Source organism: Luteibacter sp. UNCMF331Sha3.1 (genome assembly GCF_900109915.1).
Classification (GTDB): domain Bacteria; phylum Pseudomonadota; class Gammaproteobacteria; order Xanthomonadales; family Rhodanobacteraceae; genus Luteibacter.
Genome location: NZ_FOBU01000001.1, coordinates 331,141 through 344,503 on the forward strand (window position 1 = coordinate 331,141; position 13,363 = coordinate 344,503).

9 protein-coding genes and 1 tRNA gene are annotated in these 13,363 nt (G+C 66.3%); 6 read left to right on the forward strand and 4 right to left on the reverse strand.

Features of this window, described 5'->3' with window-relative positions; all coding sequences use genetic code 11:
- Positions 1-83: 83 nt before the first annotated feature.
- Complete coding sequence (locus tag BMX32_RS01430) at positions 84-1,919, reverse strand: autotransporter family protein (RefSeq protein ID WP_089974040.1); 1,836 nt, start codon at positions 1,917-1,919, stop codon at positions 84-86.
- Complete coding sequence (locus tag BMX32_RS18855) at positions 1,916-2,569, reverse strand: S8 family serine peptidase (RefSeq protein ID WP_089974041.1); 654 nt, start codon at positions 2,567-2,569, stop codon at positions 1,916-1,918. The genes BMX32_RS01430 and BMX32_RS18855 overlap by 4 nt, the downstream gene beginning before the upstream one ends.
- 203 nt (positions 2,570-2,772) lie before the next feature.
- Between BMX32_RS18855 and BMX32_RS01440 the strand changes: the two genes are divergently transcribed.
- The 5 genes from BMX32_RS01440 (at position 2,773) to BMX32_RS01460 (ending at position 9,260) form a co-directional block, all read left to right on the forward strand.
- Entirely contained in the window at positions 2,773-3,948 is a 1,176-nt protein-coding gene (locus BMX32_RS01440; protein ID WP_089974042.1) for an acetyl-CoA C-acyltransferase, read from the forward strand.
- Positions 3,949-4,113: 165 nt separating this feature from the next.
- A complete protein-coding gene (locus BMX32_RS01445; RefSeq protein ID WP_089974043.1) occupies positions 4,114-4,497 on the forward strand; it encodes a hypothetical protein in 384 nt (127 codons plus the stop codon).
- Positions 4,498-4,627: 130 nt separating this feature from the next.
- Positions 4,628-6,235 (forward strand): carboxyl transferase domain-containing protein, encoded by a 1,608-nt coding sequence (locus BMX32_RS01450; RefSeq protein ID WP_089974044.1) that lies wholly within the window; start codon positions 4,628-4,630, stop codon positions 6,233-6,235.
- A gap of 175 nt (positions 6,236-6,410) precedes the next feature.
- A complete protein-coding gene (gene xseA, locus BMX32_RS01455; RefSeq protein ID WP_089974045.1) occupies positions 6,411-7,757 on the forward strand; it encodes an exodeoxyribonuclease VII large subunit in 1,347 nt (448 codons plus the stop codon).
- 72 nt (positions 7,758-7,829) lie between these two features.
- A complete protein-coding gene (locus BMX32_RS01460; protein ID WP_089974046.1) occupies positions 7,830-9,260 on the forward strand; it encodes an aldehyde dehydrogenase family protein in 1,431 nt (476 codons plus the stop codon).
- Here the strand turns inward: BMX32_RS01460 and BMX32_RS01465 are convergent.
- Both BMX32_RS01465 and BMX32_RS01470 read right to left on the reverse strand, forming a co-directional pair.
- A complete protein-coding gene (locus BMX32_RS01465; protein ID WP_089974047.1) occupies positions 9,238-10,620 on the reverse strand; it encodes an FAD-containing oxidoreductase in 1,383 nt (460 codons plus the stop codon). The two genes, BMX32_RS01460 and BMX32_RS01465, sit on opposite strands and share 23 nt — an antisense overlap.
- Before the next feature lie 80 nt (positions 10,621-10,700).
- Positions 10,701-10,777 (reverse strand) — tRNA-Arg (locus BMX32_RS01470).
- Between the two features lie 219 nt (positions 10,778-10,996).
- Here BMX32_RS01470 and BMX32_RS01475 point away from each other — a divergent pair.
- Positions 10,997-13,324 carry a hypothetical protein gene (locus BMX32_RS01475; protein ID WP_089974048.1) on the forward strand — a complete coding sequence of 776 codons (2,328 nt, stop codon included), beginning with the start codon at positions 10,997-10,999 and terminating at the stop codon, positions 13,322-13,324.
- Positions 13,325-13,363: the final 39 nt, after the last annotated feature.

Genomic DNA, 13,363 nt, shown 5'->3' on the forward strand with positions numbered 1-13,363 from the left:
CAAGATCCAGGCATAAATATCAACGACATCGGTGGAATGTGCGCTGGCGCACGGCCGGCCCGCGCGGGCCGGTCGTGCCTTTCTTACCAGGCCAGACGGTAATTCACCCGAGCCGATCGGGACCGGTCCCGATCCGCGAAGCGCTGGTCGACATCGAGCCCCAGCTGGCTACGGGTACTCACGTCCCATGCGAGTGTCACGCCGGTGGTCGTCGCGTGCCGCGAAAGACCGATGCCTTCGACGGGCGCCCATTGGGCGAAAGCGTTGTAACGCGCCGAAAACGCCTCGCCGCGGGTGGCGAAGGCGCCCTGCCAGCTCAGCTTGCCGTCCAGCCGCACGGTGCCGAGCGTCGTGAGCCAGCTGGCACCGGCCCGTACGCCGAGTCCAGCCTGCCACCGCGAGGTCGTCTGTCCATTGGCACGGAGCCCGAAGCCGCTGCCACCCAGTTCCTCGAAGCCCGCGCGCCGGATGCTCGCGAACTGCGCGCTGGCGAACGGTGTCACCAGGAAGGCTCCCATCTGCGTGCGGTACCCCATTTCGCCATAGGCGACGTTGTATCGCCCGTTCGCCTCGCTGCCGGCGAGCGTCGCCTGGTCACCGAAGCGCAGCAGGCGACGTACGTCGCCTCGGTAGCTGCCTACGCCGAATCGGCCCACGCCGTACCAGCGATCGCCCCGGGTCCCGGCATAGAGCGTGCCTTCGGTCGCGCGGCTGCGCTGCCGGTCGAAGGTGCCAGAGAGCTGCCCGTTGCTTCGCGACTGCCCGATCGCGAGACCCGTGAACCCGGCCTGCCCGACAGGGACATCCACACCGACGAGACTGCCGCCAAGACTGAAACCGACGCTGCCAAATCCACTGCGGCCGAGACTTCCCTGCGACCCGAGCGATCCCGTCCATGCACCGGAGGCCGGCGGCGCGTCGAGGTGCGCGACGAGCGCATCGTTGCCCGCGTCGATGCCCGCCAGGGTGACGGCGGTGCTGGCCGCGTAGAGCTGACCCGAGAGCGACTCGAGTGACCGCTGCGCCACGGCGACATCCCGCGACTGCTGGATGTTGCCGGCGGCGACGAGCATCGACAACGCTTCCACCGACGGCGTGGACGCCGGGTCGATGAGGCTGGCGTCGATTTGCGCAAAGGCGCCATCGAGGCGACGCGCCGAGGATTGCGCGGCCACCGATTGCTGCATGGTCGTGGTGGCGACGTTCGACACGCTCAGCGTACGCGTGTCCAGCCACACCTCCGTCGGCGTGTACTGCAACGTCGACGACAGCAGCACGCCGGTGCCCAGGGTCATCGTCTGGAACGCACCGTCGATGGCGCCAGCCTGCAGGACCGTCTGATGCGACGTCGTGACGTAGCCCGGCACGGCGCCGGCGATCGTGAGGTCACCGGCGAGATGCGCGGTCCCCGCGACCGTGACCGGCGCACCGAGCTTCACCGTGAGCTGACCGTAATCCTCGAGCTGCCAGTAATCCTTGCCGACCCGTATGGGTTTGTCGCCGGTGACGAGCTCGCGGTCGACCCATACCGTGCCGCCGATGTCGCCGTGCGTGACGGTCCGGCCCTCGTTGGCCAGATCGCCTGGGAAGCCGTAAAGGCTTTCGACGTTGCCATAGACGCTCGTCCGCCCTTTATAGGTGTTGTGGCCCGCGAGCGTGATGGTGTTGTCGCCATAGGTCCTCAGGCGAAGCGCGCCGTTGCCTCCAATGTCGTTGCGATACGTCACCGATGGCCCGCTGGTCGCAGAGAGGTCGAGCAGTTCGTCGTCGATGCTCGCGGGACCGCGGATGGCTCGCCCGATATTGAGCCGCCCGTTACCGAATACGGAATCGATGCCCGGCGCGCCGAGGTCGTCCGCCGTCGACAGAAGGATCTGCCGGAGCGTGTCGTAATTGCTGTCGGGAAACGCCTGGATCACGAGCGCGGCAGCGGCGCCGACCTGCGCGGCAGCGATGCCCGTCCCGGTTCGTCGGCGCCACCCCAGGAGTGGACGTTCACGCGCGAGTTCAGGCCGGAACCGGCCGCGTTCTTCATAGCCTGGAGCGCTGCCGGCGTGACCGCCGCCGTCGGCAGGCCGACCGGCGCCTTGTCCGGGACGATGCGTGCGGACTGGATCTGCGCGCCCGGCGCGATGCCGCCGCCGAAGTCGCCCAGCGCGAGTCCCGCGACGATCTGCGCGACCGCCGTGCCATGGCCAGACACGTCGCCCTTGCTCGTGTCGTTGGTCGACGGGTCCACCAGCGATGTCTGGAATGCCACCTTCCCGGCCAGCGCCGGATGCGTCGCATCGACGCCGGTGTCGTAGATCGTGACCGTCTGGCCGGCGCCGGTGAGCCCTGCCGCCTGTGCGACATCCGCGTGCGTCACGATGAGGTGCGCATTCAACGACGGATCGGGCGGCGGCGTGGCGGGCGGTGGGTTGGTAACGGCCGGTGGCGGCGAAACCACGCCACCCGCGCCTCCGCCACCCTTCGTGCCGCCCCCGCCACCACCACACGCGGTCAGGCCGAGACACACACAAACCGCCAGCGCCAGCTCTCGCTGCCGCGGAAAGACCGCTGCCTTCATGCTTTTCCCCTTGCGACGTCAATGTCGGCCGACGCCTGCGCGCCGGCACCCCTCGCAAGATCCTGCCATACCTGCCCGGTTGTGGCACGCCGCGCGGCCGCAGGCCTTGCCGCGCCGCAGATTGCTCCCGCCCCGGCCCCACTGCGATACTCGAACGGTTTTCCGCCCGATAAGGCGGCCTCTGCGAGCATTACGGAGTCACCATGTCCGACATCGTCATCGCCGGTGCCAAGCGCACCGCCATCGGTTCCTTCCTCGGCCAGTTCACCGGCGTCCCCACGCCGAAGCTCGGCTCCATCGCCATCAAGGCCGCGCTCGAGCAGTCCGGCATCGCCCCGGCCGACGTCAGCGAAGTGATCATGGGCTGCGTGCTGCCGGCCAACCTCGGCCAGGCGCCCGCGCGTCAGGCGTCGCTCGAGGCCGGCCTGCCGACCTCCGCCGGCTGCACCACCATCAATAAGGTGTGCGGTTCCGGCATGAAGGCCATGATGCTCGCGCACGACCTGATCAAGGCCGGCTCGGCGACCGTCGTCGTCGCCGGCGGCATGGAGTCGATGACCAACGCCCCGCACATGGTCAATGCGCGCACGGGCATCCGTTACGGCGACGGGCAGCTCGTCGACCACATGGCGTGGGACGGCCTGACCAATCCGTACGATGGCAAGGCCATGGGCATCTTCGGCGAGCAGTGCGCCGACAAGTATCACTTCACCCGCGAAGAGCAGGACGCCTTCGCCATCGCGTCGGTCGAGCGCGCGCAGGCCGCGCAAAAGGCGAACGCATTCGCCAACGAGATCGTTCCCGTCACCGTGCAGGGCCGCAAGGGCGCGCAGGACTTCGTCGAAGACGAGCAGCCGGGCCGTTCCGACACCGCGAAGATCCCCACGCTGCGCGCCGCGTTCCGCAAGGAGAACGGCACGATCACCGCTGCCAGCTCGTCGTCGATTTCGGACGGCGCGGCGGCGCTGGTGATGCTTTCGGCCGACGAGGCCAGGGCCCGTGGCGTCAAGGCGCTGGCACGGGTCGTCGCCCATGCCACCCATTCTCACGAGCCGGAGTGGTTCACCACGGCGCCGGTGGGTGCGATTTCGAAGCTGCTGGAAAAGACCGGCTGGGCCGTCGGCGACGTCGACCTGTTCGAAATCAACGAGGCGTTCGCGGTCGTGCCGATGGCCGTGATGCGCGAACTGGGCGTGCCGCACGAGAAGGTCAACGTGCACGGCGGCGCCTGCGCGCTGGGCCATCCGATCGGCGCCAGCGGCGCCCGGATCGTGGTCACCCTTCTCAATGCGTTGACGGAGCGTGGGGCAAAAAGGGGTGTCGCCGCGCTGTGCATCGGTGGCGGCGAGGCAACGGCGATCGCCATCGAACTGGTGTGAACCTGACGTCTACAAGGTAAAACGCTTGTTCTTTTGTTCGATCACGCCATGTCGATGGGCTTTAATGCCCCCTGAAGCTCGCATGGCGTCGTATATGGCTAAGTCATATCAACTAGGCTATTAATACGCCCGCCTAACGGCATTCCACGGCTAAGGAGAACCATAATGAATTTGACGCGTACCCTTCTCGCCTCTGCGCTCGTCGCGCTTCTGGCAGCTTGCAGCAACGGCGCGCAGGATTCCGCGCAGGATGCCCAGAAGTCGGCCGCAGACGCGCAGCAGCAGGCCGACAAGGCCCAGCAGGCTGCCGATCAGTCGCAGAACGCCGCGACGACGCAGGCCGCCGACCAGGCTCAGCAGTCCGCCGATCAGGCCAAGGACGCTGCTTCGCAGGCCCAGGCCGCCGCTTCGGCCTCCACGGCCGGTGGCACCGAAGCCACCAAGGATGCCGCTTCCAACGCTGCCGATCAGGCCGACAAGTCGGCTGACCAGGCGAAGGACGCTGCAGACAACGCCAAGAGCGCTACGGACGATTCCAACAAGAAGTAAGCCCTCGCGCTTGCATGCTGGATCGGGACGGCCACCTTCGGGTGGCCGTTTTTTTTGGTGTCGCGGCGCAGCGTTCTCGTGGCGTCGCTGCCCGCTATCATGGCCGTTTCGTCCTCGTGCGACCGACTTCATGCCTATCCTCACCTCGCAGCTCGACACTCGCTCCGCCGATTTCCAGGCCGCCAGCCAGCGGCTGCGGGGTCTGACCGACGAACTGCGCGACACCCTCCGCCGGACCGCCGAAGGCGGCGGCGAGAAGGCTCGCGAAAAGCACGTCGCACGCGGAAAGCTGCTGCCGCGGGAGCGCATCCGCGCGCTGCTCGATCCGGGATCGCCGTTTCTGGAGATCGCACCGCTCGCCGCGCATGGCATGTACGACGGGGCGGCACCGGCCGCGGGCGTCATCGCCGGCATCGGCCGCGTGATGGGCCAGGAGGTGGTGGTGCTGGCGAACGATGCCACGGTCAAGGGTGGCACGTATTTTCCGATGACCGTGAAAAAGCACCTCCGCGCGCAGGAAGTCGCGATGGAGAATCGCCTGCCCTGCGTCTACCTCGTCGACTCCGGCGGCGCGTTCCTGCCGCTGCAGGACGAAGTCTTCCCCGACCGCGAGCATTTCGGTCGCATCTTCTACAACCAGGCGCGCATGAGCGCGCAAGGCATCCCGCAGATCGCGGTGGTGATGGGCTCGTGCACCGCTGGCGGGGCCTACGTGCCGGCGATGAGCGACGAAACCATCATCGTGCGCGAACAGGGCACGATCTTCCTCGGCGGTCCGCCGCTGGTAAAGGCGGCCACCGGCGAGATCGTGGATGCGGAAGCACTCGGCGGCGCCGACGTGCATACGTCCGTGTCCGGCGTCGCCGATCACTACGCGGAGAACGACGCGCACGCGCTGTCGATCGCACGCGACATCGTCGGCTCGCTCAACCGGGTGAAGAAGCAGCCGCTGGCGGTGCGCGAACCGATCGAGCCGCGCTTCGCCGCCGACGAACTCTATGGCGTGATCCCCGAAGACACCCGCCGCCCCTTCGACATCCGCGAAGTCATCGCGCGACTGGTCGACGGTTCCGAATTCCACGAGTTCAAGGCGCGCTACGGCAAGACGCTGGTCACGGGATTCGCGCACATCCACGGCTACCCCGTGGGCATCGTGGCGAACAACGGCATCCTGTTCGGCGAGTCGGCGCAGAAAGGCGCGCATTTCATCGAACTGTGCAACCAGCGCAACGTGCCCCTCGTGTTCCTGCAGAACATCACCGGCTTCATGGTGGGCCGGAAGTACGAGAACGGGGGCATCGCGAAGGACGGCGCGAAGATGGTCACGGCCGTCGCGTGCTCCCACGTGCCCAAGTTCACCGTCGTGATCGGCGGCAGCTTCGGCGCCGGCAACTACGCGATGTGTGGCCGTGCCTATGGCGCGCGTTTCCTCTGGATGTGGCCGAACGCACGCATCAGCGTGATGGGTGGCGAGCAGGCGGCCTCGGTACTGGCGACGGTGCGCCGCGACGGCATCGAAGCCGGCGGCGGCACCTGGAGCGCCGAGGACGAAGAAGCGTTCAAGGCGCCGGTGCGCGAACAATACGAGCGGCAGGGACATCCCTACTACGCCAGCGCGCGCCTCTGGGACGACGGCATCATCGATCCGGCCGATACGCGTCGCGTGCTCGGCCTCGCGATTTCGGCGTCGCTCAACGCGCCCATCGAGCAAGGCCGGTTCGGCGTGTTCCGGATGTAACGTTTCGCTCTGGTGGGAGCCAGCCTGCGGGCGAAAGTGGCTCGGGGCAACATCCTTCGCCACCAGGCTGGCTCCCACCAGAGCGACGCCGCCACTCTTACGGAATCGATCAGGAAGAACCGCTAAGTCACCGCCCCGTCGACATTCGTTCGCGGCGTGCTAACCTCTCCGGTCCATGTCCGCCTCCGATGAAAGCGCGCGCCGCGAGATCTTCACGCCGTCCGGCCTGAACCGGCTGGTACGCGACCTGCTGGAAGACGCCCTGCCAATGGGCGTGTGGATCGAAGGCGAACTGTCGAACGTCGCGAGGCCGGCCTCCGGCCATGTCTACTTCACGCTGAAGGACGCCAGCGCGCAGGTGCGTTGCGCCATGTTCCGCACGGCCGCCTCGCGCCTGCGTTTCCGTCCCACCGACGGCATGCACGTGCTGATGCGCGCGAAGGTCGGCCTGTACGAAGCACGCGGCGAGTTCCAGCTGGTCGCCGACCACATGGAGCCGGCCGGCGAAGGCGCCCTGCAACGCGAATTCGAGCAGCTCAAGGCCCGCCTCGGCGCCGAAGGCCTCTTCGATGCCGACCGCAAGCGCGAGCTGCCTGCCTTCCCCGCGCGTATCGGTGTCGTCACCTCGCCGTCGGGCGCGGCCGTCCGCGACGTCATCAGTGTGCTGGGCCGCCGCTGCCCGCTGGCCGAGGTGGAGATACTCCCCGTTCCGGTGCAGGGCCGCGAAGCGCCGCCGCTCATCGCCGCGATGCTCCGCAGCGCCTCCGCGAGCGGTCGCTACGACGTGCTGCTCGTGACGCGCGGCGGCGGTTCGCTCGAAGACCTCTGGGCATTCAACGACGAGGCGGTCGCGCGCGCGATTCACGCGAGCGCAGTTCCTGTCGTCTCGGCCGTCGGCCACGAGGTCGACTTCACCATCGCGGATTTCGTGGCGGACCTGCGCGCGGCGACGCCCTCCGCGGCAGCCGAGCTGCTGGTGCCGGATCGCAACGACCTCGAACGCCGCCTCGACCGGCTGCGCCAGCGCATGGCCACCGTCATGTCGCGGCGATTGCAGGCGGCCGCGCAGCGGGCCGATCAGGCGCAGACACGGCTGAACGCGCAGCGCCCCCAGGCACGCCTCGCGCGCGACGCACAGCGTCTCGCCTCGTTGCGCCGGCGCCTCGAACTCAGCATCGACCAGTCCAACCGCCTGCGGCGGGCGAGCCTCGATCGCCTGCAGGCACGCCTCGGGGCGCACCATCCACGTCTTCGGCTCACGCCATCGCACCTGCGACTGGCCGAGTTGCGCAAGCGGCTCGCGGACGGCATGGCGCGACGCATCGAGCGCGACCGTGCGCGTCTGGCGCAACAGGCGCGCACGATGCACGCGGTGAGCCCGCTCGCCACGCTCGAGCGCGGCTACGCCATCGTCTTCGACCAGCGCGACGCCGTTGTCCGGCGCGCCACCGATGTCGCCGTGGGCGATCGCCTGCGCGTGATGCTCGGCGAAGGCGAGATTCGGGTTCGCCGCGAGGACTGAGGTAAGGCGCCTGCAGGCTGGCTCCCGCCAACGCTTATACTCGGGTTTCCCGCGACACATCGAGGCGAAGCCATGCTCGCGAAGAGCTACCCCTTTTACCTTGCCAACAAAGCGGTGAAGTCGAATCGCAAGCTCGACGTGACCGACAAGTATTCCGGCAAGGTCGCGACACGCGTCGCCCTGCCCGACGCAGCCGCACTCGACAAGGCGATCGCCGCGGCCCATGCCGCGACGCAGGCGATGAAACGCTTCCGGCCTTACGAACGCCAGGCCGTGCTCGAGCATTGCGTGCGGCGCTTCACGGAACGCCACGACGAGCTGGCTTACGCGCTCTGTGTCGAAGCCGGCAAGCCGATCAACGACGCCGCGGGCGAGGTCGCCCGTCTCATCGAAACCTTCAAGATCGCCGCCGAGGAATCGGTGCGCATCAACGGCGAAACCCTCAACCTGGAACTCTCGCAACGGTCCGCCGGCTATCACGGCTACACGCGACGCGTTCCGCTGGGTCCCGTCGGGTTCATCACGCCGTTCAATTTCCCGCTCAACCTCGTGGCGCACAAGGTCGCACCCGCCATCGCGGCCGGCTGCCCATTCGTGCTGAAGCCGTCGGAACGCACGCCGCTCGGCGCGCTGATCATCGGCGAGGTGCTCGCCGAAACACCTCTCCCCAAAGGCGCTTTCTCGATCCTTCCCCTCGATGGAAAGCACGCCGAACCCCTGGTGACCGATCCGCGCCTCAAGCTGCTGTCATTCACCGGCGGCCTGATCGGATGGGACCTGAAGGCGCGCGCCGGCTACAAGAAGGTGACCCTCGAACTGGGCGGCAACGCGGCGTGCATCGTGGACGCCGACCAGCACGACCGCCTCGATGCGGTCGCCGACCGTCTCGTCTTCGGCGCGTTCTACCAGTCGGGCCAGAGCTGCATCAGCGTGCAGCGCATCCTCGTGCACGACGACGTCTACGACGCGCTCCGCCGTCGCCTCGTCGCGCGGGTGAAGGCGCTCAAGGCCGGCGACCCGAAGAAGACATCCACGTTCCTCGGCCCGATGATCGATGAGGCCGCGGCCGAGCGGCTCGAGGGATGGATCGCCGAAGCGAAGAAGGCGGGCGCGCGCATCCTGTGCGGCGGGCACCGCAAGCGCAACATGCTCGAAGCGACATTGCTCGAGAACGTGCCGCGCGACGCGAAGCTACAGCGCATGGAGGCCTTCGGCCCCGTCGCGCTCCTGCAGCGCTTCATGACGTTCGACGAAGCGATCGCCACGGTCAACGACTCGGATTTCGGCCTGCAGGCCGGCGTTTTCACGAACGACCTGCGGCACGCGATGCGCGCCTGGGACGAACTCGAGCAGGGCGGCGTCATCGTCAACGATGTGCCGAGCTTCCGCGTGGACAACATGCCCTACGGAGGTGCCAAACAGTCCGGCATTGGCCGCGAAGGCGTGCGTTACGCCATCGAGGACATGACCGAAACCCGCCTCATGGTGATGCGGGAGGTCTGAGGTCGCCGATCACGGTCGGGATCAGCTCGGACACCGTGGGATGGATCGGCACGGCCCACTGCAGTGTGCCGATCGCCGCGTCGGCGTTCATCATGTCGAGGATGCCGTGGACGGCTTCGTCGCCGCCGGTACCGAGGATGGCGGCACCGAGGATGCGCTTCGTCTCCGCATCCGCCACGATCTTCATGAACCCGTGCGTCTCGCCCTTCTCCACCGCGCGCCCGACGCGCGTCATCGGGCGTTTCGACACCAGCAGCGGACGGCCGCTCGCGCGTGCCTGGGTTTCCGTCATTCCGACGCGACCCAGCGGCGGGTCGACGTAGAGCGCATAGCCGAGAATGCGGTCGCTGACCTTGCGCTCGTCGCCGTCGAGCAGGTTCGCGGCGACGATCTCGTAATCGTTCCACGCCGTGTGCGTGAACGCGCCCTTGCCGTTGCAGTCGCCCATCGCCCAGACACCGTCGGCGGTCGTCGCGAGATGGTCGTCCACGACGATGTAGCCATGCTCGTCCACCTGCACACCCGCCCTGTCGAGTCCGAGATCGTCGGTGTTCGGTACGCGGCCGACGGCGAGCAGGACATGCGAACCGGTGACCACCGGCGCGCCTTCGGTGCAATCGACGCCCACGGCGACGCCGTCGACGTGTTTCGCCAGGGTGATGCAGCAGGCGCCGGTGCGCACCTCGATACCCTCCTCCTCCAGGAACGCGCGGATCTCGGCGGACACGTCCTCGTCCTCCCGCTGCACGAGACGCGGTCCCTGTTCCACCACCGTCACCTTCGCGCCGAAGCGCCGGTACATCTGCGCGAATTCCAGCCCGATGTAGCTACCGCCCACGACCACCAGATGCTCGGGCACCGACTCCAGCGGAATGATCGTGCTGTTCGTCAGGTAATCGACCTCGTCGACCCCCGGAAAATCGGGAACGCGCGCACGTCCGCCGACATTGAGGAACACCTGCGCTGCCTCGATCGTCTCGCCGTTGACTTCGAGCCGCCGCGGGCCGGTGAACCGCGCGTGCCCGCGGATCAGCTCGAGGCCCGGCATGCCGCCGAGCCAGGTCTCGTTGCCTTTGCGCGAGTCGAGGATCACCTTGCGGGCGCGGGCGGCGATCGTCGGCATGTCGATCGTGACGGCACCGACACCGACGCCGTACTCGGCGCCGCGCTGGGCGATGCGCGCGGCATAGGCGCTCGCGACGAGCGTCTTCGTGGGCTTGCAGCCGGTGTTCACGCAGGTGCCGCCGACGAGGTGCCGCTCGATGATGGCGACGGACTTGCCCGCGCCCGTGAGACGGTTGGCCAGGGCTGGACCGGCCTGGCCGGCGCCCACGATGATGGCGTCGAAGGTACGGACCACGTGCGTTCTCCGGAGGCGATGACCGCCCCATCCTAACGGATGCCGTGGGGAACGCCTTGGACGAAGCCACGATGCGGGGATGGTGACCCCGGCCCGATTCGAACGGGCGACCTTCCCCTTAGGAGGGGGACGCTCTATCCAGCTGAGCTACGGGGCCTCACGGCACGCGGAAGTGTACCCAATCGCCTGCAAAGCCGTCCAACCGCGCTTACCACCGCCCGGATCCGAACTAAAGCCCTACGCAACGCAGGCTTCCACGGCCGTATCCCAATCGGCGCATCGAATAGGACGCGCGGTCACGCGCACCGGAGATATCCACGCCTATACTGGACCGGCAATCGTCACGCACGACATACCCATGGATCGGGAGTCAGCCATGAGCGAAACGAATCAGAACTACACCAGGGTGGCTTTTCTGAGAGTCACGATCGACGCCGCGATCGGTCAGGACGCGCACCAGCATGCGTACCTTTTCAACAATACGCGACAGGCCTGCCCGATCGTGATCAAGGTGAGGGCTGAAGACGACAACCATAACCCCATCAAGATTCCGGACGACCTGGATCATGTCTATCTGATCGAGTACGACGGCGGAGAGCCGCTTCCCACTTGGTCGAAGGGCGGTCACTGGTGGCAAGGGACCGCAACGCTTGGCTATGATTACGATGCCGATTACGCGCAGGACGTGGCGACGCTCTACTTCGACGCCAACCTCGCACTGGACCGTCCACAGCTGCTTTCTCTGGCGGCGGAGAAACAGTCGGCCTACCAATCGATCACGAACAAACGCCACACGTGGGATCGGCCATGGTTCGACGCGTTTCTCGCCGACCTGACGGCGGCACGCGAGAAGGGCTACGACTTCCTCGAAACGCCGCCGGCCATTGCCTGGCAGAATGTTTTCGCCGAATCCAGGATGTTGCGCACCGATTCCGATGCACACCGGGAACCCGCACCGGATGTGGATAACGTACAGGTTTTCCGTCGTTATCTCTTCACCGACGAGAAACACGGGTATACGAGAAAGGTCGCCGTGGCCATCTCACGCGCGACACCCAATGCGTCTATGCCCCTGGCCACGACCAACAGCCTCATCGAGGACCCGGACGGTCAAGGCGACGGCACCGGCCTGTTCAACTCGTCGGTGACCATGCACGCGGTGAAACCACCCTATCTTGGCTTATCCGCCTATGGCGAGAAGGTGCCGGGAGATGCGCACAAGCTCCAGGATACGATAGTGGAAGGCCAGGTCGGCAAGGGCATCCGGGCCTGCGAGCAGCGCATCAATGCGAACTTCAACGGGCGCAATCTGCCTCTCGGATGGTCGAGCGCCGGCTTGGGCGGCAACAATTACTCGGTATTCCGGAGCTACGGCGAAACGAGCAACGGCACCGAATGGTCGATCACCTATCGTGGGCAGCCCGGTTCGGGCGTTGTCGAATATTACGAGGATTTGCTTGGCTATCTGGCAGTGGGGTGGAATCAATCGCGATACAACATCCAGAATCTGATCCTCTACGATTACGGCCACTACATCAGATACCCTAGCGAAACGCACGTCGTCATCGGCCAGGTCATGGGCAACGACAACTGGTGGTTCTACGACTGGGACTGGAACGAGATGAGAGGCAGTTACTCGACGACGCCTCTCACCATCAGCGACCGCTACGGCAACCCCCACCATCTCACGCTGAGCATTACCGACGAACTCAACTATGTCAGTCTGTTCGATGGCGCCCGTTTGCCGCTCAATATGCTTCCTCCACCCAACCTGCTCACCAAGGCGAACATCAAACTGTCGACGCGGCGGGTCTATGCCAATGGACGTCAGCAGATCGCCGTTGAGATCTACATCGAAGCCAGCGAAGACGGTGTGTTCACGGCCCTGACCCCGGAGGAACTCGAATCCATCCGGCTGATCGACTTCACGCATCCCGAAAACGTCATTCCGTTCGCCGAAGGCCCTGCCGAAGACACGCCTTACATGGGCTGGCTGGCGCAGCGGCATCATCGCCACCAATATCTTGGATTCCCCGACCCGGCGCGCGGCGCCAGGGTCGCCGCCCGTAGCGACGTGGGCACCTACATCACGATGTTCCTCTCGGCAGAGCCTGGTGCCCGCGACCTGACGCTCGCCTTTAGTATAGAGGGGCGGGATGGTGCCACGTATCGAAGCAACGGTACGAAGTTGCTCGACGACGCACTCACGCAGGTTCCCGAAATCGAGGTGAAGGACTGCGTGGTGAGTTCCGAACCTGCGCTGCACTACGGAGCGGAAAGTTACCGCCTCGATGGCCTGATCGAGGGGCCGCCCGCTAATTTCGACACCAGGCTCGACCTCTCGATCATCGATGCATACGGCGCAGTCGTACCGCTCTACCAGGCGACGTGCGAACCGGCGGGTATCGTCATCTGGGACAAGTTCTCCAACGCGCGTGCGGTGTACACGGGATATGCGGGGCCCGGTGAAACGACGCTGCATTGGAATCAGGACATCCCCACCAGTGAACGGCCAAACCCCGAACTGGGCGCGCCGAACGACAGAACCTGCACGATCATGCTGTGTGGACGCGACGACATCCTTAAGCCCGGAAACGCGTTTCCTGCGGAACTCACCGTGTCGATCATCGACGCATACGGTAACGATCAGTCATGCCGACTCAGGCTGGTCTACGGCGAATGGGGCAAGCTGGAAATCGTCTGACCTTCGGGAGACTGAATGCCATGGAAGACACACGACGAA

Bases quoted from the DNA above. Each gene is read 5' to 3' on its own strand.
- BMX32_RS18855 (WP_089974041.1), bottom strand. From the start codon at position 2,569: ATGAAGGCAGCGGTCTTTCCGCGGCAGCGAGAGCTGGCGCTGGCGGTT.
- BMX32_RS01440 (WP_089974042.1), top strand. From the start codon at position 2,773: ATGTCCGACATCGTCATCGCCGGTGCCAAGCGCACCGCCATCGGTTCC.
- BMX32_RS01445 (WP_089974043.1), top strand. From the start codon at position 4,114: ATGAATTTGACGCGTACCCTTCTCGCCTCTGCGCTCGTCGCGCTTCTG.
- BMX32_RS01450 (WP_089974044.1), top strand. From the start codon at position 4,628: ATGCCTATCCTCACCTCGCAGCTCGACACTCGCTCCGCCGATTTCCAG.
- xseA (WP_089974045.1), top strand. From the start codon at position 6,411: ATGTCCGCCTCCGATGAAAGCGCGCGCCGCGAGATCTTCACGCCGTCC.
- BMX32_RS01460 (WP_089974046.1), top strand. From the start codon at position 7,830: ATGCTCGCGAAGAGCTACCCCTTTTACCTTGCCAACAAAGCGGTGAAG.
- BMX32_RS01475 (WP_089974048.1), top strand. From the start codon at position 10,997: ATGAGCGAAACGAATCAGAACTACACCAGGGTGGCTTTTCTGAGAGTC.